Source organism: Streptomyces sp. TSRI0281, from assembly GCF_001905125.1.
Taxonomy (GTDB): Bacteria; Actinomycetota; Actinomycetes; order Streptomycetales; family Streptomycetaceae; genus Streptomyces.
The window spans coordinates 292,536-314,708 of record NZ_LWLE01000004.1; the positions used below are offsets into that span (position 1 = coordinate 292,536).

The 22,173-nt window shown below is 71.5% G+C and carries 18 protein-coding genes and 1 pseudogene; 8 read left to right on the forward strand and 11 right to left on the reverse strand.

The window, feature by feature from the left end:
- Nucleotides 1-295: 295 nt before the first annotated feature.
- The 3 genes from A6A29_RS11240 to A6A29_RS11250 all read right to left on the reverse strand — a co-directional run bounded on the left by A6A29_RS11240 (nt 296) and on the right by A6A29_RS11250 (nt 3,490).
- Nucleotides 296-1,477, reverse strand: a complete 1,182-nt coding sequence (locus A6A29_RS11240) for an ROK family transcriptional regulator (protein WP_073719878.1) — start codon at nt 1,475-1,477, stop codon at nt 296-298.
- Nucleotides 1,478-1,778: 301 nt separating this feature from the next.
- Entirely contained in the window at nt 1,779-2,456 is a 678-nt protein-coding gene (locus A6A29_RS11245; protein ID WP_073719879.1) for a GntR family transcriptional regulator, read from the reverse strand.
- 65 nt (nt 2,457-2,521) lie between these two features.
- Nucleotides 2,522-3,490, reverse strand: coding sequence for a beta-ketoacyl-ACP synthase III (locus A6A29_RS11250; RefSeq protein WP_073719880.1), 969 nt, complete (start codon nt 3,488-3,490; stop codon nt 2,522-2,524).
- A 401-nt stretch (nt 3,491-3,891) separates the two neighbouring features.
- On the opposite strand from A6A29_RS11250, the gene fdhD reads away from it, so the two are divergent.
- Nucleotides 3,892-4,776 (forward strand): formate dehydrogenase accessory sulfurtransferase FdhD, encoded by an 885-nt coding sequence (fdhD, locus tag A6A29_RS11255; protein WP_073719881.1) that lies wholly within the window; start codon nt 3,892-3,894, stop codon nt 4,774-4,776.
- 126 nt (nt 4,777-4,902) lie between these two features.
- On the opposite strand, the gene A6A29_RS11260 is transcribed toward fdhD, so the two are convergent.
- Nucleotides 4,903-5,946 carry a bile acid:sodium symporter family protein gene (locus A6A29_RS11260; RefSeq protein ID WP_073719948.1) on the reverse strand — a complete coding sequence of 348 codons (1,044 nt, stop codon included), beginning with the start codon at nt 5,944-5,946 and terminating at the stop codon, nt 4,903-4,905.
- A 115-nt stretch (nt 5,947-6,061) separates the two neighbouring features.
- Here A6A29_RS11260 and A6A29_RS11265 point away from each other — a divergent pair, with 115 nt between their 5' ends.
- From A6A29_RS11265 to A6A29_RS11280, 4 genes are all read left to right on the forward strand, one after another.
- A complete protein-coding gene (locus tag A6A29_RS11265) occupies nt 6,062-6,946 on the forward strand; it encodes a LysR substrate-binding domain-containing protein (RefSeq protein ID WP_073719882.1) in 885 nt (294 codons plus the stop codon).
- Nucleotides 6,947-7,338: 392 nt separating this feature from the next.
- Complete coding sequence (locus A6A29_RS11270; protein ID WP_073719883.1) at nt 7,339-9,138, forward strand: AMP-dependent synthetase/ligase; 1,800 nt, start codon at nt 7,339-7,341, stop codon at nt 9,136-9,138.
- Nucleotides 9,139-9,355: 217 nt separating this feature from the next.
- The gene (locus A6A29_RS11275; protein ID WP_073719884.1) at nt 9,356-10,192 is read left to right on the forward strand and encodes an aldo/keto reductase; all 837 of its coding nucleotides are present in this window, start codon (nt 9,356-9,358) and stop codon (nt 10,190-10,192) included.
- 124 nt (nt 10,193-10,316) lie between these two features.
- The gene (locus A6A29_RS11280; protein WP_073719885.1) at nt 10,317-10,787 is read left to right on the forward strand and encodes an RICIN domain-containing protein; all 471 of its coding nucleotides are present in this window, start codon (nt 10,317-10,319) and stop codon (nt 10,785-10,787) included.
- Nucleotides 10,788-10,839: 52 nt separating this feature from the next.
- Here A6A29_RS11280 and A6A29_RS11285 read toward each other — a convergent pair whose 3' ends face one another.
- Nucleotides 10,840-11,772, reverse strand: coding sequence for a class I SAM-dependent methyltransferase (locus tag A6A29_RS11285; protein WP_073719886.1), 933 nt, complete (start codon nt 11,770-11,772; stop codon nt 10,840-10,842).
- A 135-nt stretch (nt 11,773-11,907) separates the two neighbouring features.
- On the opposite strand from A6A29_RS11285, the gene A6A29_RS11290 reads away from it, so the two are divergent.
- Nucleotides 11,908-12,870 carry a LysR family transcriptional regulator gene (locus A6A29_RS11290; protein WP_073719887.1) on the forward strand — a complete coding sequence of 321 codons (963 nt, stop codon included), beginning with the start codon at nt 11,908-11,910 and terminating at the stop codon, nt 12,868-12,870.
- 23 nt (nt 12,871-12,893) lie between these two features.
- Here the strand turns inward: A6A29_RS11290 and A6A29_RS11295 are convergent, their stop codons facing one another.
- Nucleotides 12,894-13,199 (reverse strand): 4a-hydroxytetrahydrobiopterin dehydratase, encoded by a 306-nt coding sequence (locus A6A29_RS11295; RefSeq protein WP_073719888.1) that lies wholly within the window; start codon nt 13,197-13,199, stop codon nt 12,894-12,896.
- A 71-nt stretch (nt 13,200-13,270) separates the two neighbouring features.
- Between A6A29_RS11295 and A6A29_RS11300 the strand changes: the two genes are divergently transcribed.
- The gene (locus A6A29_RS11300; protein ID WP_073719889.1) at nt 13,271-14,098 is read left to right on the forward strand and encodes a helix-turn-helix domain-containing protein; all 828 of its coding nucleotides are present in this window, start codon (nt 13,271-13,273) and stop codon (nt 14,096-14,098) included.
- Here the strand turns inward: A6A29_RS11300 and A6A29_RS11305 are convergent.
- From A6A29_RS11305 to ligA, 5 genes are all read right to left on the reverse strand, one after another.
- A complete protein-coding gene (locus tag A6A29_RS11305; protein WP_073719890.1) occupies nt 14,088-14,828 on the reverse strand; it encodes a YoaK family protein in 741 nt (246 codons plus the stop codon). The two genes, A6A29_RS11300 and A6A29_RS11305, sit on opposite strands and share 11 nt — an antisense overlap.
- A 183-nt stretch (nt 14,829-15,011) precedes the next feature.
- Nucleotides 15,012-17,375, reverse strand: a complete 2,364-nt coding sequence (secD, locus tag A6A29_RS11310) for a protein translocase subunit SecD (RefSeq protein ID WP_073719891.1) — start codon at nt 17,373-17,375, stop codon at nt 15,012-15,014.
- A gap of 35 nt (nt 17,376-17,410) precedes the next feature.
- Nucleotides 17,411-18,061, reverse strand: a complete 651-nt coding sequence (locus A6A29_RS11315) for a hypothetical protein (protein WP_079182695.1) — start codon at nt 18,059-18,061, stop codon at nt 17,411-17,413.
- The gene (locus A6A29_RS11320) at nt 18,058-18,918 is read right to left on the reverse strand and encodes a rod shape-determining protein (RefSeq protein ID WP_107468186.1); all 861 of its coding nucleotides are present in this window, start codon (nt 18,916-18,918) and stop codon (nt 18,058-18,060) included. Before A6A29_RS11320 ends, A6A29_RS11315 begins: the two co-directional genes overlap by 4 nt.
- Nucleotides 18,919-19,200: 282 nt before the next feature.
- Complete coding sequence (gene ligA / locus A6A29_RS11325) at nt 19,201-21,315, reverse strand: NAD-dependent DNA ligase LigA (RefSeq protein WP_073719892.1); 2,115 nt, start codon at nt 21,313-21,315, stop codon at nt 19,201-19,203.
- A gap of 466 nt (nt 21,316-21,781) precedes the next feature.
- Between ligA and A6A29_RS46385 the strand changes: the two are divergent.
- Nucleotides 21,782-22,000: pseudogene (locus A6A29_RS46385) on the forward strand (2OG-Fe(II) oxygenase family protein); the annotation flags it as partial.
- Nucleotides 22,001-22,173 lie beyond the last annotated feature (173 nt).

A 22,173-nucleotide genomic window follows, 5' to 3' on the forward strand; every position in this document is an offset into this window, starting at 1 on the left:
GGCCGGTGAGCGGACAGGGGGCAGGGGAGCAGGGCCGGTGGTGCCGTACCGCCGACGGCACCGCGGGCAGCTGCTGACAGAAGGCGCGGGTGAAACGGCTTACGGAAGCGCTGCGGAACGACTCGTGGAACGGCTCATCGAACGGCTTGCGGAACGGCTCGTGGAACGGCTTGCGGAACGGCTCGTGGAACGGCTTGCTGGCGAACAGACAGACGGCTGGACGGACAGGCGGACGGACGGGTCGGGCGGAACGCTTGCCGAGCTGGGTGATTGCGTCATGCCGGCCGGCCCGGGATCAGGCCGGTGAGAACAGATGGTCGCTGATGAGCCGGGCCGCGCCGATCACTCCGGCGACGGGTCCCAACTCACCGAGCACGATGGGGAGATTGCCGGTGGCCAGCGGCAGGGACTGCCGGTAGACCTGGGTCCGGACGCTGGCGAGGAGATTGTGGCCGAGGCCGGTCACTCCCCCGCCGATCACCACCAGACCGGGGTTGAAGAAGCTGACGAGTCCGGCGATGACCTGGCCGACGCGGTTCCCGCCCTCCCGGATCAGGTCGAGCGCGGTGGCGTCCCCGGCCGCCGCGGCGGCGGCCACATCGGCGGCGGTGAGCCTGCCCGCCTCCGCCAGCCGGGCCGCGAGTTCCGGCGACCGCCCGGCGCACGCCGCGTCCTCGGCGTCGCGCGCGAGCGCGGCACCGCTGAAGTGCGCCTCCAGGCAGCCCCGGTTGCCGCAGGCGCAGGCGCGCCCATCCGGTTCCACCTGGATGTGCCCGATGTCGCCGGCGCTGCCCGTCGTCCCGCGGTAGACCTCGCCGCCGACGACGATGCCGCAGCCGATACCCGTACCGATCTTGACGCAGAGGAAGTCGCCCACGGAGCGTGCGACGCCCGCGTGCTGTTCCCCCATCGCCATGAGGTTCACGTCGTTGTCGACCATGACGGGGCAGCCCAGCTCCTGGCTGAGCGCCTCGCGGACCGGGAAGCCGTCCCAGCCGGGCATGATCGGCGGCGCGACCGGCACGCCTTCGGGGAAGCGGACGGGTCCGGGTACGCCGATGCCCGCGCCGTCGAATCCCTCGGCGAGTCCGGAGGCCCGGAGCTTGGCCGCCAGGGACAGGACCTGCTCGAAGATGGCGACGGGGCCTTCGCGTACGTCCATGGGGTGGTTGAGGTGTCCCAGGACCTCCAACTCGGCGTTGGTGACGGCCACATCGATGGAGGTGGCACCGATGTCGACACCGAGGAACCGGAGTGCGGGAGCGAGCCGGATGTTGTGCGAGCGACGTCCACCGCGGGATGCGGCGAGTCCGTCGGCCACCACGAGTCCGGTCTCCAGCAGCCGGTCGACCTCGACGGCGAGCTTGGAGCGGGAGAGATCGACCTGATCCCCCAGCTGTGCCCGTGAGTTGGGACCACCGTCCCGCAACAGCCTGAGCAGCTGCGCCTGATGCGCGTTCGCGGGTCGTGCTGTCATACGTCTCACGCGTCCCTCCCCGCCACATCGGCCAGTCCGTCGGGCTTTCGATGGGGAACGTAGCAGCGCTTTGCCGGAGTGGGAAGAAGTTGAGCAGGAATCCGCTCCAACTTTCTCCACACCCAGGACAAAGATGGGCGGGGCGTACTCCCGAGGGGGGCGGGAAACGTCCCGAGGGGGAAACGTCCCGAAGGGGCGTGAAGCAGCGGCACGCGACAACGGGAAGGGCCGGGGCGCTCGGCCCCGGCCCTTCCCTCACGGCATGTGCTGCCGGATCCCCGCAGCCGCCACGTACGGGCCGTCAGCCGCCTTCGCGCTGGTGGTACGTCTGGCGCGTCTGCTCCGTGTGCGAACGCATGATCTCGGTCGCCCGCCGCTCGTCCCGCGAGGAGATCGCCGCGATGAGCTCGCGGTGCTCGATCCAGGACCGGGTGCCGCGCTGACGGGCGACCGGTGTGTAGTACCAGCGGACGCGGCGGTCGACCTGTCCGGCCAGTTCGGCGAGAACGACGTTCCCGGCCAGCTCCATGACCTTGGCGTGGAAGGCGGCATTGGTCGCGACGGCCAGGTCCACGTCGTCGTCGGCGACGGCCTGCTCGCCCTTGGCGCAGAGCTCTTCGAGGGCGGCGATCCCCGTTTCGCCGGAGTGGGCGGCGGCCAGCCGGGCCGCCTCCGCTTCGAGCAGCGCACGGACCGAGAGCAGTTGGTCGGCCTCCTCCTCGGTGGGCTCGTGCACGAAGGCACCCTGCGCGGGGCGCAGGTCGACCCACCCTTCGGTGTTCAGCCGCTGGAGCGCCTCGCGCACCGGCTGCCTGGACACGCCCAGATGTCCGGCCAGTTCGCTCTCGACCAGGTGCTGACCCGGCCGGAGTGCTCGCGTGGTGATCAGTTCGAGGAGCGTCTCGTAGACGCGCTCGCGCAGCGGACCGGGCCGTTCCAGCTTCGGCACAGCCCCGTGCGGCAGTCCTGTGGACAACATCGCGGTCCCCCTCCGGGCGACGAGCAATTGCTTATCGTCTACAGTCTACCGAGCGCAAGGGCCCCTCAGGGACAGCGGATCACCTGGCCCGCGTAGGAGAGATTCCCGCCGAACCCGAACAGCAGGACCGGAGCGCCGCTCTCGACCTCGCCGCGCTCCACCAGCTTGGACAGCGCCATGGGGATCGACGCGGCGGAGGTGTTGCCGGAATCCACCACATCGCGGGCGATGACCGCGTTGATCGCGCCGATCTTCCTGGCGACCGGCTCGATGATCCTCAAGTTGGCCTGGTGCAGCACCACCGCGGCCAGATCCTCCGGCGCGATTCCCGCCTTCTCGCACACCTTGCGGGCGATCGGCGGCAGCTGTGTGGTGGCCCAGCGGTAGACGGACTGCCCCTCCTGCGCGAAACGCGGCGGTGTCCCCTCGATCCGTACCGCGTTGCCCATCTCCGGGACCGAACCCCAGAGCACCGGCCCGATCCCGGGGCCGACGGCACCGTCCGCACCGTCCGCGGCGGAGGGATCGGCCGTGACGACCGCGGCGCCCGCGCCGTCCCCGAGCAGGACGCAGGTGGTGCGGTCGGTCCAGTCGGCGATGTCCGCCATCTTGTCGGCACCGATGACCAGGGCGCGGGTGGCCGCACCGGCCCGGATCGCGTGGTCGGCGGTGGCCAGGGCGTGGGTGAACCCGGAGCAGACCACGTTGATGTCCATCACCGCGGGCGAGCCCATGCCGAGACGGGCCGCGACCCGGGCCGACATGCTCGGGGAGCGGTCGATCGCGGTGGAGGTGGCGACGAGGACCAGATCGATGTCGGCGGGCTGCAGGCCGGCCGCCGCCAGCGCCTTGGCTCCCGCCTGCGCGGCCATTTCGTCCACCGGCTCGTCGGGGCCGCCCACATGACGGGTCTTGATGCCGACGCGACTGGTGATCCACTCGTCGCTGGTGTCGACCATGGCTGCCAGATCGTCGTTGGTGAGCACCTTGGCGGGCTGATAGTGGCCGAGCGCCACGATACGTGAGCCGGTCATTACTGGTTCCCCTCGCTACGTATGGCAGGAACCATCCAGTCTTGGTCGCTACCGCCCGGTACGAGGGCACGTGATCCCACAGGAATATGGGCCGCGGGTTGGAGCCTTGACAACAGCCTCGATCCTCCAAAAGGAATACTGTAGACAATATCCTGCCGAATGGCACCCCTAAGCGGCCCTATGATCGATCGAACCGGTGTGCACAAGGGAATCCCGATCAAACTTCTCAGTGATTTTTCGTGGGATCCGGTCAGTACGCCGTTTTGACCACCATACGGCCGGTCGTGGGCTGCGGCGTCACCCGCACGTGCCGGACAATGAGGTGGAGAACCTCCGCAGCAAGGGCCGCTTCGGCTTCATCACCCACGTAATCACCCACGTACAGAATCGGGTTCATCGGTATGGGACGGGCCACCGAGCGACGCCGCACGATCCGGATCCGGGACGGGGTGCTCTCCACCCGGCCCGACACGCTCGTCGCGGAGGAACCGCTGGAGATCCGGCTGAACGGCAAGCCGCTCGCCATCACGATGCGCACCCCCGGCGACGACTTCGCGCTCGCGGCGGGCTTCCTGGTCAGCGAGGGCGTGATCGGCCTGGGCTCCGAGGTGCGGTCGATCGTGTACTGCGCCGGAGCGACGGCGGACGGTGCGAACTCCTACAACGTGGTGGACGTGCGGCTCGCGCCCGGTGTCGTGGTGCCCGACATCACCCTCGAACGCCATGTCTACACGACCTCGTCCTGCGGCCTGTGCGGCAAGGCCAGTCTGGACGCGGTACGCACCACGACCCGGCACCCGGTCGCCGACGCTCCCCCGGTCCGGGTGACGCCCGCACTGCTCTCGGACCTTCCCGACCGGCTGCGCGAGTCGCAGCGGCTCTTCGACCGGACCGGGGGGCTGCACGCGGCCGCCCTGTTCTCGGAGGACGGCGAGCTGCTGGACATCCGGGAGGACGTGGGCCGGCACAACGCGGTCGACAAGCTGGTGGGGCGGGCGCTGACGGACGACCGGCTGCCGTTGTCGCGGGCCATCCTGCTGGTGTCGGGCCGTGCCTCGTTCGAGCTGGCGCAGAAGGCGGTGATGGCGGGAATCCCGATGCTCGCGTCGGTGTCCGCGCCGTCGTCGCTGGCCGTGGACCTGGCGGCCGAGACCGGGCTGACCCTGGTCGGGTTCCTGCGGGGCCCCTCGATGAACGTGTACGCGGGCGAGCACCGCATCGCCCTGGAAGCCGAGGCCGACGGGGCCGGGGCCCCCGCCCGGAGCGCGGGGGCGGCGGGCGCGTAAGGCCCGCGCCGGACGTGCCGGACGTGCCGGACGTGCCGGAAGACCCGTACGGCGGGGTCTCGGGTGCGTCAGGTATCCACGACGTCAGGCGGGTCGGGCCACCCGGCCGTCAGATACGTACGCCGGTCAGGCGCGTCCGGTGGCCGAGGACAGCTCTTCGGCCGGTCCGGGAGCGGTCCCCGGTACCGAGGCCGGTTCGGGGTCGCGCGAACGTCGCTTCGCGATCACCGCGCAGACCATCAGCTGCATCTGATGGAAGAGCATCAGCGGCAGCACGGCCAGGCTCGCGTGCGCCCCGAACAGGACGCTCGCCATCGGCAGCCCGGCGGCCAGGCTCTTCTTCGACCCGGCGAACTGGATCGCGATCCGGTCCCCGCGGTCGAACCCGAGCCGCTTCGCCCCGTACCAGGTCAGCGAGAGCATCAGCGCCAGCAGCACTGCTTCGGCGCCGAGCAGCGCGCCGAGACGGGCCGGCGTCACCTGGTGCCAGACACCGGCGACCATGCCCTCACTGAACGCGGTGTAGACGACCAGCAGTATCGAACCGCGGTCGACATGGCCGAGGACCTTCTTGTGCCGGACGAGGAAGCCGCCGATCCAGCGGCGCATCAACTGTCCGGCGACGAACGGGACCAGCAACTGGAGCACGATCTTCAGCAGCGAGTCGGCCGAGAATCCGCCGCCGGTGCCGCCGAGCAGCAGGGCGGCGAGGAGCGGGGTGAGGAAGATCCCGGCGACGCTGGAGAAGGACCCCGCGCAGATCGCCGCGGGCACGTTGCCGCGGGCGATCGAGGTGAAGGCGATCGAGGACTGGATGGTGGACGGAACCAGGCAGAGGAAGAGGAATCCGGCCTGGAGCTGCGGGGTCAGCGCGTAGGGCACCAAGCCCCTACTGGCCAGCCCCAGCAACGGGAAAGCGACGAAGGTGCAGATCAGGACCGTGAGATGGAGCCGCCAGTGCTTCAGTCCGTCGAGCGCCTCCCCGGTCGAGAGTCGGGCTCCGTAGAGAAAGAAGAGCAGGGCCACCGCCCCGGTCGACACCCCGCCGGCCACGTCGGCGGCCGGGCCCGACGCGGGCAGCAGTGCCGCGAGCACCACGGTGCCGATCAGCGCGAGGATGTACAGGTCGATCGGCAGCCAGGACGGCAGCTTCAGGGTGCGGCGGCTCATGTGCTCCACGTGTCTCTCGTTCAGATCGTGCCCACCCATCCTGCGACGGATCGCCCCCATCGGGAATCCGGTATACCGCTCTGACTGTCATCACGGAACGCGATAGCGTGGGTCCATGTACGACCCCGCTCAGCTGCGCACCTTCCTCGCCGTCGCCCAGACCCTCAGCTTCACCCAGGCCGCCCGCAGACTCGGCGTCCGGCAGTCCACGGTGAGCCAGCACGTGCGGCGACTGGAGGAGGCGACGGGGCGGCAGCTGTTCGTCCGCGACACGCACCGGGTCGATCTCACCGAGGACGGCGAGGCCATGCTCGGCTTCGCCCGGACGATCCTGCAGGCGCACGAGCGCGCCGCGACGTTCTTCGCCGGCACCCGGCTGCGCGGCCGGCTGCGGTTCGGCGCCTCCGAGGACTTCGTCCTGACCCGGCTGCCGGAGATCCTGGAGTCCTTCCGCCGCGACCACCCGGAGGTCGAGCTGGAGCTGACCGTGGAGCTGTCCGGGACGCTGCACCAGCAGCTGGCGGCGGGGCGCCTGGATCTCGTGCTCGCCAAGCGGCGCACCGGCGACACGCACGGCGAGCTGGTCTGGCAGGACACGCTGACCTGGATCGGCGCCCCGCAGCTGCGGATCGATCCGGAGCGCCCGGTGCCACTGATCGTCTTCCCGCCGCCGGGCATCACCCGGGCCCGCGCGCTGGAGGTCCTGGAGGAGCACGGCAGGTCCTGGCGGATCGCGTGTACGAGCACGAGTCTGAGCGGGCTGATCGCGGCGGCCCGCGCGGGCCTCGGCGTGATGGCCCACACCCGGGGGCTGATCCCGCCGGGACTGGTCCCGGTACCGGCCAGGGCGGGACTGCCGGAGCTCGGCGATGTGGACTTCGTGCTGCGGCACGGCCGCCGTCGGGACGCCGCGCAGGAGGCCGCGGACGCGCTGGCGGCGGCGATCCTGGCGGGCGGCGACCGGCTCCACCGCGGAATCAGCGGCCGCGACGGGGCGTGACCCCCTTACGTGAAAGACGTGACCCCCGTACGTGAAGGACAGGACGGATCGCGGCGGACGGGGCGGACGGGGCGGACACGGACGGCCTCCCGGACAGGACGGGCGGGCCGGACACGACGGACGGACGCGGAGCAACTCCCCGTACCGGCGTAGAGCGGGAGTGATCGCAGCGTTCAGATTCGGTGGAGATTCCCGCGCGAGCCACTTACTCCGCGGTCAGAAGTGCGCCCGAGCCTTGCCCATCTGGCCGGATTTCGACGGTTGACCTGTGCAGATGGCACGTTTTACGCAGACTTCCACCCCTCCCGCAGGCGCGTTCCGTGGGGTAGCGTCGCGGCGCTGTGCGGAGTGCCGGAGGAGCAGGTCATTTGCGCGAGTTCACTGTCCCACCCATGGCGGCGGCGCCTCTAGTCGGCGGTCTCGCCGACGTGGTATTCGATTACGCGGAGGACGACCCGCACCGGGTCGCCCTCGGCCGCAAGGACGCGTCCGGACAGTGGCGCGATGTCACCTCCGCGGTCTTCCGCGACGAGGTGCTGGCCCTGGCCAAGGGGCTGATCGCCCACGGCGTCCGGTTCGGTGACCGGGTCGCCCTGATGTCCCGTACGCGGTACGAGTGGACGCTGTTCGACTTCGCGCTCTGGTCGATCGGCGCCCAGTCGGTGCCCGTCTATCCCACGTCGTCGGCCGAGCAGGTGCTGTGGATGCTGCACGACGCCGAGGTCGCGGCCGTGATGGTCGAACACGAGGACCACGCCATGACGGTCGGTTCGGTGATCGACCGGCTGCCGCATCTCAAGCGGCTGTGGCAGCTGGACGCCGACGCGGTGACCGGGCTGATGGCGGCGGGCGCCGAGATCGACGACGAGGTGGTGCACCGGCACCGGCGTGCGGTGACGCCCGAGTCCGTGGCGACCGTGATCTACACCTCCGGGACGACGGGCCGCCCCAAGGGGTGCGTGATCACCCATGCCCACCTCATGTTCGAGACCGACACCATGGTCAGCCGCTGGGAGCCGGTGTTCCACTCCAAGGCGGGCGACGAGGCGTCCACCCTCCTCTTTCTCCCGCTGGCGCATGTCTTCGGCCGCATGGTGGAGATCGCGGCGGTCCGGGGCCGGGTGAAGCTCGGCCATCAGCCGGAGCTGTCGGCGTCCGCGCTGATGCCGGACCTGTTGACGTTCCGGCCGACGTTCATCCTGGCGGTGCCGTACATCTTCGAGAAGGTCTTCAACGGCGCCCGCCGCAGGGCGGAGGCGGAAGGCCGCGCCGGGGCGTTCGGCAAGGCCGTCGAGATCGCGGTGAAGTACGCCGAGGCGCTGGAGGAGCGGGCGTTCGGGAAGGGCCCGGGGCCGTCCGCCGGGCTGCGGATGCAGCACCAGTTCTTCGACAAGGTCGTCTACAAGAAGGTCCGTGACGCCATGGGCGGCCGGGTGCGGCACGCGATGTCGGGCGGCTCGGGCATGGAGCGCCGGCTCGGGCTGTTCTTCGAGGGTGCGGGCATGACGGTCTTCGAGGGGTACGGGCTCACCGAGTCGACGGCGGCGGCGACGGCCAATCCGCCCGAGCGCACCCGCTACGGCACGGTCGGCCTGCCGATCCCGGGCACCACGGTGCACATCGCCGAGGACGGCGAGGTGTGGGTGCACGGCGCCAACGTCTTCTCCGGCTATCTGGGCGATCCGGAGTCCACCCGCGCCGTACTGAACGACGGCTGGCTCGCCACGGGGGACATCGGCGCACTGGACGAGGACGGCTATCTGACGATCACCGGGCGGAAGAAGGAGATCCTGGTGACGTCGGGCGGCAAGAGCGTGTCCCCGGCCGGTCTGGAGGAGCGGGTGCGGGCGCATCCGCTGGTCGCGCAGTGCATCGTCGTCGGCAACGACCGCCCCTACATCGCGGCGCTGGTGACCTTGGACCAGGAGTCGGTGGACCACTGGCTCGCCATGCGGGGCCGGTCCCCGCTGAGCGGGATGGAACTGGTGCGGGACCCGGACCTGGAGCGGGAGGTGCGCCGGGCGGTGGTGGCCGCCAACACGGCGGTGTCGCAGGCGGAGTCGATCCGTACGTTCCGGATTCTGGCGCACCAGTTCACCGAGGAAGCCGGTCTGCTGACCCCTTCGCTGAAGCTCAAGCGCAAGGCGGTCGAGGCGGCGTACGCGGTCGAGATGGACGCGCTGTACGGCTGACGCCGCCGCCCGGCGGGAGCCGGGACCGACGTCCGTACGGAGGACTCGTGGGCGCCCGCCGGGGAATGGACCGGTGTACGGGGGACGCGTGGGCGCTCGTCGGGGGAATGGTCCGGTGTCTGTACGGGGGACGGGCGGGTCCCCGTCGGGGAATGCTTCGGCCGAGCTGATCGTTGACGTCAGGAGTACCAACCGACGACGTAAGGATCGACCGCTCGTGAGCCAGGTCCCCTCCATCACCCTCAACAACGGCCTCGAAATGCCGCAGCTCGGTTTCGGTGTCTGGCAGGTGCCGGACGACGAGGCCGCGAAGGCGGTCGCCACGGCCATCGAATCCGGGTACCGGAGTATCGACACCGCCGCGATCTACGAGAACGAGGTGGGCACCGGCAAGGCCATCGCCGCCTCCGGGGTCGCCCGTGAAGAGCTCTTCGTCACCACGAAGCTGTGGAACAGCGAGCAGGGTTACGACTCCACGCTGCGCGCCTTCGACGCCTCGCTCGACAAGCTCGGTCTGGACTACGTCGACCTGTACCTGATCCACTGGCCGCTGCCCGCCACCGACCGGTATGTGGACACGTACAAGGCCCTGGAGACGATCTACGCGGACGGCCGCGCCAAGGCCATCGGCGTGTCGAACTTCCTGCCGGAGCACCTCGACCGGCTGCTCGGCGAGACCTCCGTGGTCCCGGTGATCAACCAGATCGAGCTCCACCCGCAGCTCCAGCAGGCGGAGTCCCGCGCGCTGCACGCCGAGCACGGCATCGCCACCGAGGCGTGGTCGCCGCTGGGCCAGGGCAAGGGCCTCCTGGAGGTCCCGACGGTCGTGGCGGTCGCACAGAAGCACGGCCGCACCCCCGCCCAGGCCGTGCTGCGCTGGCACATCCAGACGGGCAACGTGGTGATCCCGAAGTCCGTGACCCCGTCGCGGATCGTGGAGAACCTCGATGTGTTCGGCTTCGAGCTGGACGCCGACGACCTCGCCGCGTTCGCCGCCCTGGACGAGGGCAAGCGCCTCGGCCCGGACCCGGCCGAGTTCAACTACGGCGCCTGAGCCGCACCCGTTCGTTCCGGATTCTTTTCCGGCGCCCCCACCGTGCTGACGGTGGGGGCGCCGTCGTACCCCCGCCGCCGTCGTACCCCGCAGTCGTCGCACCTCGCCGAAGGAGAACCAGAGCATGAGCAGGGACGCCGCGCCCGTCGTCGAGGCCGGTCTGTACCGTCTGCGCAACGTCGGCAGCGGGCTGCTGCTGGAGGTGTACGGCGCGGCCAAGGGCGGCGGCGCCCCGGTCCTCCAGGGTGCGGAGAGCGGGTCGGCCGCGCAGCTCTGGCAGCTGTCCCCGGTGCACGAGGGTGCCGCGCTCCACCACCTGGTCAACGCGCACAGCGGCAAGCGGCTGGACGTCGCCAACGCCTCCACGGAGAACGGCGCGACCATCCAGCAGTGGAGGGCCAACAACTACGGCGCCCAGGAATGGCTGATCGAACAGCACCTGGAGGCGCCGGGCACGGTGACCCTGGTCAGCTTCATCAGCGGGCTCGTCCTCGAAGTCGCCGACGGATCGGCAGAGGCCGGGGGCAGGATCCAGCAGTGGGAGGACACCGACTCCCCCTCCCAGTGGTGGCAGTTGGAGGCCGTGGCGCCCTGACCGTCCCCCTCGCCCTGCCCCGGCCCCGCTCCCCCAGCCCCGGCCCCTCGGCTCAGCCGCGCCGGGCCAGCTGGACCGTACGGGCGGTGAGCAGGTAGGCATCGGACCGGTGGTGCAGTCCGGCCGGGTCCTGGGGATCGAGCAGCCGGTCGAGTACGGCGACGTCGTCGGCGTCGAGCCGGTCACCGAACGCCTCGCGCGCCCGGGTGAAGGTATCCACGACGTGCTCACGGGCCTGGGCGGAGAGCGGGGCCGGCAGGTCGAGGAGGAAGCTGCGGGTACCGTTCGGCGTCAGTCCCACCGCACCGAACAGGGCGTTCCAGTCCTCGGTCTCGCGCTTCGCGTCCGGCAGCTCGACCCGCATCTGCTGGAACCACTCCGTCGAGACCGCGTCCAGCCTGGCCTCCAGGCCGGGCCGGCCGATGCCGATGTCCCGGGGCAGCCGCCGCGTGGGAAGCCCGCCCTCGACGAGCGCCACCGTTCCGCCGGGCCGCAGGACCTCGGCGAAGCCGGCCAGAACGGCGCGCTGGTCGCCCATGTGGTGCAGGGAGTTGCCCGCCCAGATCAGATCGGCCTCGCCCAACCGGGAGATACCGTCCGGGAGTTCGGCCTCCAGCGTGCGGAAACGTTCGCCCACTCCCAGTCGCCGGGCACGGGCGGCCGCCCGCTCCAGGAGTGCCGGGGTGGCATCCACGGCGACGACCTCCGCCTCGGGGAACACCTCGGCCAGCAGGCAGGCGACCACACCCGGGCCGCTCCCGATGTCGAGGACGCGGCGCACGGTCGGGGCGTCGGGCAGCGAGGCGATCCAGCGGGCCGCCTCCTCGTACTGCGGGCCGCTGAGCTCGGCCTCCCGCTCCAGCCGGGGACCCATCGCGTCCCAGTCGAAGTCCGTGGTGTCATGCGCGTGCGCGTGCGGCCGCGTACCCGAATGCGGCTGCGCGTGCGACTGCTCGTGATGGCCGTGCCCGGCGTGATCGCTCATGGGCACCAGCCTTCCCGAGAATTGCTCTCCCGGCCACTCCTGTTGCCGCTTCGGCAAATCGGCACCCGCCGGGCCCCGGGCGGCTTTCCCGGCGGGCGTATTGCCGGTGGGCCTCCGGACCCATAACTTGCCGTTATGGAGCTGGAGTTGCGCCATCTACGGACCGTACGTGCCATCGCCGACACCGGCAGCCTCACCAAGGCTGCCGCAGCGCTCGGGCTCGCGCAGCCCGCCCTGAGCGCTCAGCTGCGGCGGATCGAGAAGGCTCTCGGCGGCGTGCTCTTCGAGCGGGACCACACGGGCGCCCGGCCGACCCCGCTCGGTGAGCTGGTACTCGAACGGGCGAGGGTGGTACTGCCCGCGGTGAGCGAGCTACAGGCGGAGGCGGTGCGGTTCGCCAATGCGACGGGGACCATGGACCGGTTCCGGCTCGGCGGGACGCATGGACCGTTGCTCGGCGGTCTCGTCGACCGGCTCGCCACCGCGCACCCGTCCACGCCGGTGTCCACGTACACCTCGTGGTCGGTGGCCGAGATCGCCTCGCTCGTCATCGACGGACGGCTGGACTTCGCTCTGATCGGGGCCTGCGGCGAGAGCCCGCCGCCGATGGCCGACCGCCTGGTCTGGCAGGTCGTCGGCGTCGACCCGGTGTTCGTGATGCTGCCGGAAAACCATCCGCTGGCGGGCGAGCCGGAACTGGGCCTGGCCGCGCTGGCCGGCGAGTGCTGGGCCGATGTGCCGGGCGACGGCTGTTTCGCGGACTGCTTCGCCGCGGCCTGCGCACGGGCGGGCTTCACCCCGGTGTCGGTGTACGAGACGGACACGTCCTCCGTCGTCCACCTGGTGCAGGTGGGGCGGGCGATCGGACTGTGCCGGGCGACGTTCCCGCCGACGCCCGGCCTGGTGACCCGGCCGATCACCGGTTCACCGCTGAGCTGGCGCCATCTGCTGGGCTGGCATCCCCGCTCTCCCGCCGCGGACGCCGCCGCGGGAGCGGTGAGCGGGCTGACCCGGTCGGCGTACGCGGAGGCGGTGTCGCGCAGCCCGGACTACGCGACGTGGCTCGCCGCGCATCCGGCGTTCGGCACGGTGGCCTGAGAGCCCGGAACCGAGTTGCGGTCCTACTCCGCGCCGTGCGCCGGAGCCGCTGCCGCCACCCGGGCTGCGAGCGCCAGGTCATTCTCCGTGATCGCGCCGCCCGCGTCATGGGTGTTCACGGACAGGGCGACGGTGTTGTAGCCGAGCGTCAGATCGGAGTGGTGCCCGAGCTCCTCCTGGATCTGCGCGACATGGACGGTCAGGGCCGCGGCGGCGAAGTGGGAGGGCAGCCGGTAGGTACGGGTGATCCGGCCCCCTTCCCGCGCCCAGCCGGGCAGCGTACGCAGCCGGGTCTCGATCTCAGAGGGCGACAGCGGTTCGGCGGGCATGGAACGGCTCCCTGCATCACGAAGTGGATCAACGGACGGTCCGGCAGTGCGGGTGACGTTACGGTCTGCGTATGACAACTGTCGCGCGTGACACGGGAGTGGGGCCGCTGCTGCGAGGCTGGCGGCAACAGCGGCGGATCAGCCAGTTGGAGCTGGCCCTGCGCGCGGACTCCTCGGCCCGGCACATCTCGTTCATCGAGACGGGCCGCTCCCGGCCCAGCGAGGAGATGGTCCTGCGGCTGGCCGAACACCTCGACGTCCCCGTCCGGGAACGCAACGCCCTGCTCGTGGTGGCCGGATACGCGCCCCGGTACACCGAGACCGCGCTGGACGACCCGTCGATGGGCGCGCTGCGCGAGGGCATGGAGCGGCTGCTCCAGTGCTACGACCCCTATCCGGCCCTCGTCCTGGACGGCATGTACACCGTGGTGGCCGCCAACCGGGCCAGCTCGCTGCTGATGGCGGGGGTGGCCGAGCATCTGCTCACCCCTCCGCCGAACGCCATGCGGATCACCCTGCATCCGGAGGGTCTCGCCCCGCGCATCGTGAATCTGCCGGAGTGGCGGGCGGATCTGCTCGCGCAGATGGAGCGCCAGATCGCCCTGGTCCGTTCGCCGGAACTGCGGGCCCTGCACGAGGAGGTCGCCGCCTATCCGCCGCCCGAGTGGGGTGCCGGCGGGCGGGGCGGGTACACCTCCGGCCCGCAGCCGGCCGGGGTCGGGCGGGCGGCGTTCGCGCTGCCGATGATGGTCGAGCACGAAGGGCGGGTGCTGTCGTTCATCTCCTCCATCGCGACGTTCAACACGCCGATGGATGTGACGGTCGCCGAGCTGGCCATCGAGACGTTCCTGCCCGCCGACCGGGAGACCGCCGCGTATCTGCACTCCCTCACTTTTTGAGCGTCGCGGTCCAGGGGGCGTCGCTGCGGGCCAGTACCGTCGCCACCGTGCTCGCGGCGGCGAGGATCACCACGGTCAGCACCAAGGGCAGTGTCGGCCGGCCGTGCAGGACTGCGGCGGCTCCGGCCATGGCGCCGAGCAGCATCGCGGCGGCGGACGGGATCCGCCGTCCGGCCCGGCTCCCGCCTCCCCCGGCCGGACGGCTGTCCGAGGCGACCCCGGTGAGTGTGCGCGTCAGCACGGTGGTGGTGAGGTCGGGGACCGCGAGCGCGCGGGAGGCCGCGTTCTGCACGCCGAGGCCGAGGCCGAGCAGCACGATGAGGGCGAACCTGACCCCTCCCGTGTACGGCGTGCCGGAGACCAGGGTGACGCCTGCCGCCGCCGCCACGAGAACGGTCTCGGCCAGGAGCGCGTACTGAAGCATCCGGCCCCGGTGGTTGCGGGCGCGGTGGACGAGCAGGCCGCCCGTCAGTGCCCCGGCGAGGAAAGCGGCCAGCGCCACCAGGGAGGCGGCCAGCGAGAAGCCGGGGGCTCCGGCGAAGGCGAAGCCGGAGAAGACCACGTTGCCGGTCATGTTGGCGACGAAGACCCGGCCCAGGAGCAGATAGCTGACCGCGTCGACGAGTCCGGTGACGAAGGTCAGGGCGAGCATCACGGGCGGGAGGGGACCGTGCCGGCCGTTCGGGTCCGGTACGACCATGGACCACGCCTCGCGCAGGACGACAGCCATGGGCACGCTCCGATCACTGGGGGTGGTCCGGATTGTCCGTGCCGGGCCTGCGGTCCGCCGCGACCGACGCGCGCACCGCCCCCGCGGTCGGCGGGGGCGGTGCACCCGGATCGGAGGCGGCGGGCCGGATCGGAGGCGGTGGGCCGCAGGCGGTGCCGGAGACGGCGGGCCGACGGCGGTGGGTCAGACCCGGGCGCCGTTGTCCAGCGGGTCGCGGCGTGCCGCCGGGGCCGTGCGGCGGCCCTTCGCGCGGGTCGGGGGCGGAGCCTTGCTGCCCTTCTCCAGCACGAGTGCGCCCGGCACGGCGGTGAGCACCGAGGAGTACGTACCGACGCAGACACCGATGAGCAGGGCGAGCGCGAAGTCGGCGAGCGAGTCGCCGCCCAGCACCGCGAGCGCGGCCAGGATGAACAGGGCGCCCATCCCGGTGTTCACGGTTCTGGGAACGGTCTGCAGGACGGCCCGTTCGGCGACGGTGGCCAGGGGTGCGCGAGGGCTCTTGGCCCACAGCTCCCGTACCCGGTCGAAGACCACCACCGAGTCGTTGACCGAGTAGCCGATGACCGTGAGCAGCGCGGCCAGGAAGATGCCGTCGACGGTACGTCCCAGCCAGGCGAAGGCGCCGACAAGGATGATCACGTCGTGGACGAGCGCCCCGACCGAGGCGACGGCGAACGTCCAGCGGAACCGGACCGCCAGATAGGCGAGCTGGACGAACACGGCGACCGCGAGGGCGATCAGCGCGTTGCGCCGCAGCTCGTCGCCGAGGCTGGGCCCGATCAGTTCGTCGCGCACCTTCGTGGTCTCACCGCCCTCGGCCGCGAGCGCGGCGCGCAGGGCGTGTTCCCCGTCGTTGTCGAGCTTCCCGGTGCGTACGGAGAGGTCGCCCGCGCCCGCGGTGGTGACCTCGGCGTCGCCGAAGCCCGCGGCGGCCAGCGTGGTGCGGGCCGTGTCGACGTCGACGGGGCGGCTGGTGGAGTACTCGACGAGACGGCCACCGGTGAACTCGACGCCGAGGTTGACCCCGCGGACCAAGATGCCGAGCACCGCGACGGCGATCAGTGCCGTGGAGAACAGCAGCCAGCGGCGCGGCGAGCGGAACAGCCTCGGATCGCGGCGGGTCAGCCAGGTCCGTACCCGGCCGGGGCGTGCGATGCCGTTGATGCCCCGGTAGTCGCTGACGAACCGTGAGTTCGCCGCGATCTCGGTGAGCGCGCGGGCGATGACGAGCGCGGAGAACATCGAGGCGATGACGCCGATGGCCAGGGTGACGCCGAAGCCCTTGACCGGCCCCGAGCCGAGGAAGAAGAGGAGCCCCGCCGCGATCAGTGTGGTCACGTTGGAGTCGGCGACCGCGCTCCAGGCGTTGCGGAATCCGGCGGTGAGCGCGGAGCGCAGGGAGCCGTTCGGCCGGGCGGCGCACTCCTCGCGGGCGCGCTCGAAGACCAGGACGTTCGCGTCGACGGCCATGCCGATGGCGAGCACGAATCCGGCGAGGCCGGGGAGGGTGAGGGTGACGCCGAGCGCGACCAGTGCGGCGTACGAGATCACCCCGTAGGCGGCCAGGGCCACGGCGGCGAGGGCTCCGAAGAGCCGGTAGACGAAGGTGATGAACAGCGCGGTGGCGGCGGCTCCGATGAGTGCCGCCTTGGCGCTGGCGTCGATGGCCTCGGCACCGAGCGTCGGACCCACGGTCCGCTGTTCGACGATCTCTACGGGTACGGGGAGTGCGCCGCCCTTGATGAGCAGGGCCAGGTCGCGGGCCTCGTCGGCGCTGAAGGAGCCGGTGATCCGGGTGGTCCCGGACGGGAGTCCGACGTCACAGCCGATCGACGGGTCGACCTGCGGCGAGGAGATCACCTGCTGGTCGAGAACGATGGCGACCCTGCGCCGGTCGTCCTGGGCGGGGTGGCAGGCGGCTTCACCGGTCAGCCGGGTCCATTCCCGGCCCGCGCCCTTCTCGAAGTCGAGCGAGACGGTCCACCCGGCGCCCCCCTCGGCGTCGAAGGTGGCGGTGGCGTCCTTGACGCCCGCGCCGGAGAGCTGCACGGGCCCCAGGGCGAGCGGGCGGCCCTGCTCATCGGGCAGCGTCAGGGATTCCCCGGCGGTGGGTGCGGAGTTCGATTCCCCGGCGGTGGGTTCCTTGGTGGCGGGTTCGGAGTTCGATTCCCCGGCGGTGGTATCGGTCGTGGCGCCCGGTCCCTGTACGGCGTGGAAGCTCAGCTGGGCGGTTCTGCCGATCACCTCGGCGGCCTGGCGCGGGTCCTGGACGTCCGGGAGTTCGACGATGATCCGGTCCTCGCCGGAACGGGTCAGGGTCGGTTCGGAGACGCCGAGCGAGTCGATGCGCTGGCGCAGTACCTCCAGGGTGCGGTCGGTGCTCTCCCGGTCCGCCCGGGTCGTGGCGGAGTCCTTGGCCTGGAGCACCATACGGGTGCCGCCCTGGAGATCGAGGCCGAGTCTGGGTGACATGGTCAGCGTGATGAACACGGAGACGAGCAGTACGGCGGCAGCCAGAACCGCTCGCACCGTGGTGGCGCGAGTCATGGGAATCCTCCGGTGGGGCGTCTACCGCCCTCACCTCAGCGAGGACGGGACGGCAGGTCTGTGGGACAGGACCGGTGACCGGTGCTCGGACCGGTTGCCGTCCCGGGAGGACCCCGTACGCCGGGGAGCCCGGACGGGCTCCCGTCGGGTACGCGGGAGGCGGCTTCGGCGCGGCGTGGCGTGGCGGCGCGCGGTGCGGGCAGGACCGGCGTGCGGGGCGGCAGCGCGCTGTGGGCGGGCGGCGGCGAGTGGTTCGGTGCCTGGGCCCGGATGAGGCCCGCCCGGGGGTGCGGGGCGGAGGTGACCGCGGCCCGGGGGTGGTCGCGGCCGGTGGCCGCGACGGTCCGGCCGCGACGGGGGTCCTGACCGGAGGTGACGGTGCGGGTGTCGTGGCCGCCGGTCGCACCGGCGCGGAAGCGGCGGGTGTCGTGGATCTGGCCGGCCCGTGCGGTCCGGTCGGTGTGCTGGGCGGGGGCGGGGGCGACGGGGGCGTACGCGGCGACGGGGGCCGGCCCCGTGAGGGCGCGGACCGGGATCGCGGCACCGGTGGCCGCGGGCCCGCCGCCGATCAGGGTGAGGACGGCGAGGAGCAGCGCGGCCAGGGCGTGCCGTGCCCGCCGGGCCGGTGCGTCCGGTCGGCCGCGCCGGGGTGTGCTCTCCCGTGGCGGCTCAGGGAAGGGGGTCACCCCGGCAGGCCGGGCGGGCCGGGCAGGACGGCCGGGGTGGCGGCGTGGCGGAGCACGGAGCTGAGGATCAGCCCGGCGCCGCGTACGACGGTGGTCGACGGGTCGTCGGCGAGACGGACCCGCACCCCGAGGCGGAGTGCGAGCCGGTCGGTGATGTCGGGGCGCAGCGCGCCGCCTCCGGCAAGGACCGGGCCCTTGCGCAGGGCTCCCAGGACGGTGCCGTGCCGGTCCTGCCGCCACATGGACATGATCATGTCGAGCACGGTGCGGACGAGGGCCGCGGGCAGCGTGGCCGGGTCCAGGTCGCTGAGCCCCGACTCGGCCTGGCGGGCGTCGGCGACCATGCCGTCCACGAGCAGGGTCACTTCGGTCAGCTCGGCGCCCATGTCGATGACGAGCAGGGGGCCGCTGTCCTGCGGTCCGGCGTACGCCGCGGCGGCGCGGGCGCTGTTGAGCACGACGACACCGGTCGGACCGAGCGCGGCGAGCAGTTCGCGCGCCGCGGCACGGTGCTCGGCTCCGGCGAGGACCGGGTGGCTCAGCACGATCACGCTGTCACTGCGGTCGGTGCCGAGGGCGGCGTCGGCGATACGGCTGAGCAGTCTGCCGCAGGACTCGGGGTCGACGATACGGCCGCGACGGACGGGCCGGAGGGATCCGTCGTCCGGGACCGGGTCGGTCATGAGGCCGTGTCCGGGGACCCAGGCACGGGTCCGGGAACTGCCGAGGTCGAGGGCGAGGCCCCGCGTGGCGACGGGCCGGTTGCCGCGTGACGGGTGGTTGCGGGGTGCCCGAATCGCCGGGGTCTCCCGGTGGACGGGCCGGACGTAGCGCTGTCCGTCGCGCAAAGAACTCATCGCTCCTCACCCCCGGCCTGCCACCACAGCCGTCCGCTCACCAGTGACCCGCTGATAGCGAGGCATGACCGAGCCCTCACTATGCAATACCGGGGCAAGGAAAGCCACTTCCTTACCCATTCGAAGGCCCCGCCACCGGAGACCTGTCACCGGACGCCCGCCACCGGACGCGCGGCACGGTGACGCGCGGCACGGTGACGCGCGGCACGGTGACGCGTCATCTGCGTGCGGCATGAACACGCATCATCGGGTGTTACGGCACGCGCACCCGCACCCGCGCCCTCATTCCTCCTCGCTCAGGAACGAGGCGATCAGTTCCGCGAATTCGTCCGGTGCCGCGATCCGGACGCCCAGGTCCTCCGCCTTGGTGCGCTTCGATCCGGCCTTCTCCCCGGCGACCAGAAGGCTCGTGCGCTTGGAGACGCTGGAGGAGGACTTCCCGCCGGCCCGCTCGATCAGCTCGTTCATCTGGTTGCGGGACAACTTCTCCAGGCTGCCCGTCATGGCCCCGGTGACCACCACGGTCATCCCGTCCAGCGGCAGGTCCGACGGTGCGACGGCGGTCTGCGCGCCCGCTTCCCCGTCCGCCTCCCCGTGCTGCTCGGTCCCGGGCTCCGGCGGCGGCGTGGCGCCGGGCTCCGTCATGTTGACTCCGGCGCTCACCAGCTTCTCGATCAGCGGGGCCAGCTCCGCCAGCTCCGCGACCACGCCCGCCGCCTTCTCCTTGCCGATGCCGTCGACCAGTTGGAGCGTCTCGATATCGGCGGCGACGATCCGGTCCATGGTCGCGAAGTAGCGGGCGATCCGGCGGGACATGGAACGTCCCGTGCCCCGTACTCCCAGGGCGCAGAAGACGCGGGAGAGCGGGCGGGTCCGGGCCGTCCCGATGGCGGCCAGCAGATTGTCGGTGGAGGTCTCGCCCATCCGGTCGAGGGCGAGCAACTGCTCCCGCTCCAGGGTGAAGAGGTCGGCGAAATCGGTGACCAGCCCCGCGTCGACGAGCTGGACGACACGGGTGGCGCCCAGTCCCTCGATGTCGAGCTGGTCGCGGCCGGCGGCATAGGACACGGAGGCGACCAGCCGGCAGTCACGGCCCCGGGTGCAGCGCCAGCGCTGCTCGCTCGTGTCGATCTCGGAGCCGCACTGCGGGCAGCTCGCGGGGAACTCGATCGGCTGCTCGTCACCGGTCCGCAGATGCGCGACGGGCGCTTCGATGCGCGGAATGATGTCGCCCGCCTTGTAGACCATCACCTGGTCCCCGAGCCGCAGATCGCGGCGGGTGATGTCGGCGGGGTTGTGCAGGGTGGCGTAGCCGACGGTCGACCCGTCGATCTCCACGGGCTCCAGCACCGCACGCGGCGCGATGATGCCGGTGCGGCCCACATTCCACTCGACGGCCAGGAGACGGGTGACCTTCTCCACGGCCGGAAGCTTGTACGCGATGGCCCAGCGCGGCGCCCGGGTCCCGGAACCGGCCTCGCGCTGGTCGGCGGCGAGGTCCGCCTTGATGACGATGCCGTCGATACCGAACGGCAGCGTGGCCCGCAGAGCTCCGATCTCCGCCACCCTCGACTGCACCGCCTCGACCGTGGTGACCGTGCGCGGGGCGACCTCCGTGTCCGCCGCCGTGTGCACGCCGAGCCCGGCGACGTACGCCAGGACCTCGCTGTGCGGCAGCTCGGCCAGGGTGTCGGTCAGCTCCCCGGAACCGGGCAGCGCGAGCGCCCCGTACGCGAAGAAGGTCATCTCCACCCGGTAGGGCCGGTCCTTGGCGCGCAGGGTGCCGGCCGCCCCGTTGCGCGGATTGGCGAAGGGGGCTCCGCCGTGTTCCGTGCGCACCGTGTTGGCCTGTTCGAACTGCTCGTCCGTCATGAGGATCTCGCCGCGCACCTCGATGGTGACCGGTGCGTCGAGCCGCTCGGGGAGGCCGAGCACCGTACCGATGGCGTGCGAGACGTCCTCGCCCGCGGTGCCGTCGCCCCGGGTGATCAGCCGGTCGAGCCGTCCCTGCTCGTACCGGGCGGCCACGGCGAGGCCGTCGAGCTTGGGCTCCACGCTCCAGGCGGCCACCGGTCTGCCGATCCGCCGCTCCAGGGAGACGGTCCAGGTGGCGAACTGCTCGGCGGAGAAGACGTTGTCCAACGACAGCATGGGCACCGTGTGCGGTATGTCGCCGACGGCCGCGCCACCCGCGACCTTGCCCGTCGGCGAGGCTGCCAGCACCTCCTGCGGGTGCGCGTCCTCGTAGGCGGCGATCCCGCGTGCCAGCCGGTCGTACGCGTCGTCGTCGAGCGGGCTCTCGCCCGTGGCGTAGTACGCGGCGGCGGCCTGCGACGCCTGCTCGACAGCGGCGGCGTAGGAGGACGCGTCGGCGAGCACAACAGCTGAGTTCGTCATGGCCACCATCCTGCCGCCCACCACTGACAACGCCCGATGGACGGATCTACGGGAACAGAGCGATGTCGAGGTGGCGTTCGTCGCCGCACGGGCGTTCTTCGCCCTTCCCGAAGAAGTCAAAGCCACATACCCGCTGCGGAAGGGAACGAATTCCGGCTGGGAGAGCCGGAGTCAGGTACGGCCTTCGATCGGTACTCCGGACACCAAGGAGTCGTACCAGGTCACCCGCCCGCTCATGACGGGGCTCTGGCCCGACGACAGTGAGATCGCGGGATTCCGGACGACCGTCCTGGAATTCGAGGCGCAGTGCCGGCAGGTCGCCCTGCGGGTGCTGTCCTGCTTCGCCGACCGGCTGGGATTCGCCAGGGACTTCTTCGACGCCGCTCACGACCCGACGGCGGATTCGTACCGCAGCACTCTGCGCATGCTGCACTATTTCGCGGTCCCGGCCCGTGCGCGCGGCTCCATGGACACCTGGCGTGCTGGCGCGCACACCGATTTCGACTGTCTCACCCTGCTGTTCCAGCAGGAAGGGCAGGACGGTCTCCAGGTCTGCCCGGGAAAGGAGGCGGAGGCCGAGGAATGGACACCGATCGTGCCGTCCGCGGATTCCATCACCTGCAACATCGGCGCCATGCTGATGCGCTGGAGCGACGACCGGCTGCCGTCGAATTTCCACCGGGTGCGGGATCCGGGCCCGGACGAATACCAGGGCGCCCGTTACAACCTGGCGTTCTTCGCCCAGGCGAACGATGACGTGGTGATCGAGAGCCCCGGCTCCAGCTATCCGCCGATCACCGCCGGGGAATATCTGCGGCAGCGGATCAGCGCCCACTTCGCGGGCCCGCGCACCGGCTG

Excerpts from the sequence above, each read along its gene's own strand:
- A6A29_RS11280 (WP_073719885.1), top strand. The coding sequence starts at position 10,317 with ATGAGCAGGGACGCCGCGCCCGTCGTCGAGGCCGGTCTGTACCGTCTG.
- fdhD (WP_073719881.1), top strand. The coding sequence starts at position 3,892 with ATGGGACGGGCCACCGAGCGACGCCGCACGATCCGGATCCGGGACGGG.
- ligA (WP_073719892.1), bottom strand. The coding sequence starts at position 21,315 with ATGACGAACTCAGCTGTTGTGCTCGCCGACGCGTCCTCCTACGCCGCC.
- A6A29_RS11245 (WP_073719879.1), bottom strand. The coding sequence starts at position 2,456 with ATGTTGTCCACAGGACTGCCGCACGGGGCTGTGCCGAAGCTGGAACGG.
- A6A29_RS11295 (WP_073719888.1), bottom strand. The coding sequence starts at position 13,199 with ATGCCCGCCGAACCGCTGTCGCCCTCTGAGATCGAGACCCGGCTGCGT.
- A6A29_RS11320 (WP_107468186.1), bottom strand. The coding sequence starts at position 18,918 with ATGAGTTCTTTGCGCGACGGACAGCGCTACGTCCGGCCCGTCCACCGG.
- A6A29_RS11290 (WP_073719887.1), top strand. The coding sequence starts at position 11,908 with ATGGAGCTGGAGTTGCGCCATCTACGGACCGTACGTGCCATCGCCGAC.
- A6A29_RS11260 (WP_073719948.1), bottom strand. The coding sequence starts at position 5,946 with ATGAGCCGCCGCACCCTGAAGCTGCCGTCCTGGCTGCCGATCGACCTG.
- A6A29_RS11240 (WP_073719878.1), bottom strand. The coding sequence starts at position 1,477 with ATGACAGCACGACCCGCGAACGCGCATCAGGCGCAGCTGCTCAGGCTG.
- secD (WP_073719891.1), bottom strand. The coding sequence starts at position 17,375 with ATGACTCGCGCCACCACGGTGCGAGCGGTTCTGGCTGCCGCCGTACTG.
- A6A29_RS11305 (WP_073719890.1), bottom strand. The coding sequence starts at position 14,828 with ATGGCTGTCGTCCTGCGCGAGGCGTGGTCCATGGTCGTACCGGACCCG.
- A6A29_RS11250 (WP_073719880.1), bottom strand. The coding sequence starts at position 3,490 with ATGACCGGCTCACGTATCGTGGCGCTCGGCCACTATCAGCCCGCCAAG.
- A6A29_RS11270 (WP_073719883.1), top strand. The coding sequence starts at position 7,339 with ATGGCGGCGGCGCCTCTAGTCGGCGGTCTCGCCGACGTGGTATTCGAT.
- A6A29_RS11265 (WP_073719882.1), top strand. The coding sequence starts at position 6,062 with ATGTACGACCCCGCTCAGCTGCGCACCTTCCTCGCCGTCGCCCAGACC.
- A6A29_RS11300 (WP_073719889.1), top strand. The coding sequence starts at position 13,271 with ATGACAACTGTCGCGCGTGACACGGGAGTGGGGCCGCTGCTGCGAGGC.
- A6A29_RS11285 (WP_073719886.1), bottom strand. The coding sequence starts at position 11,772 with ATGAGCGATCACGCCGGGCACGGCCATCACGAGCAGTCGCACGCGCAG.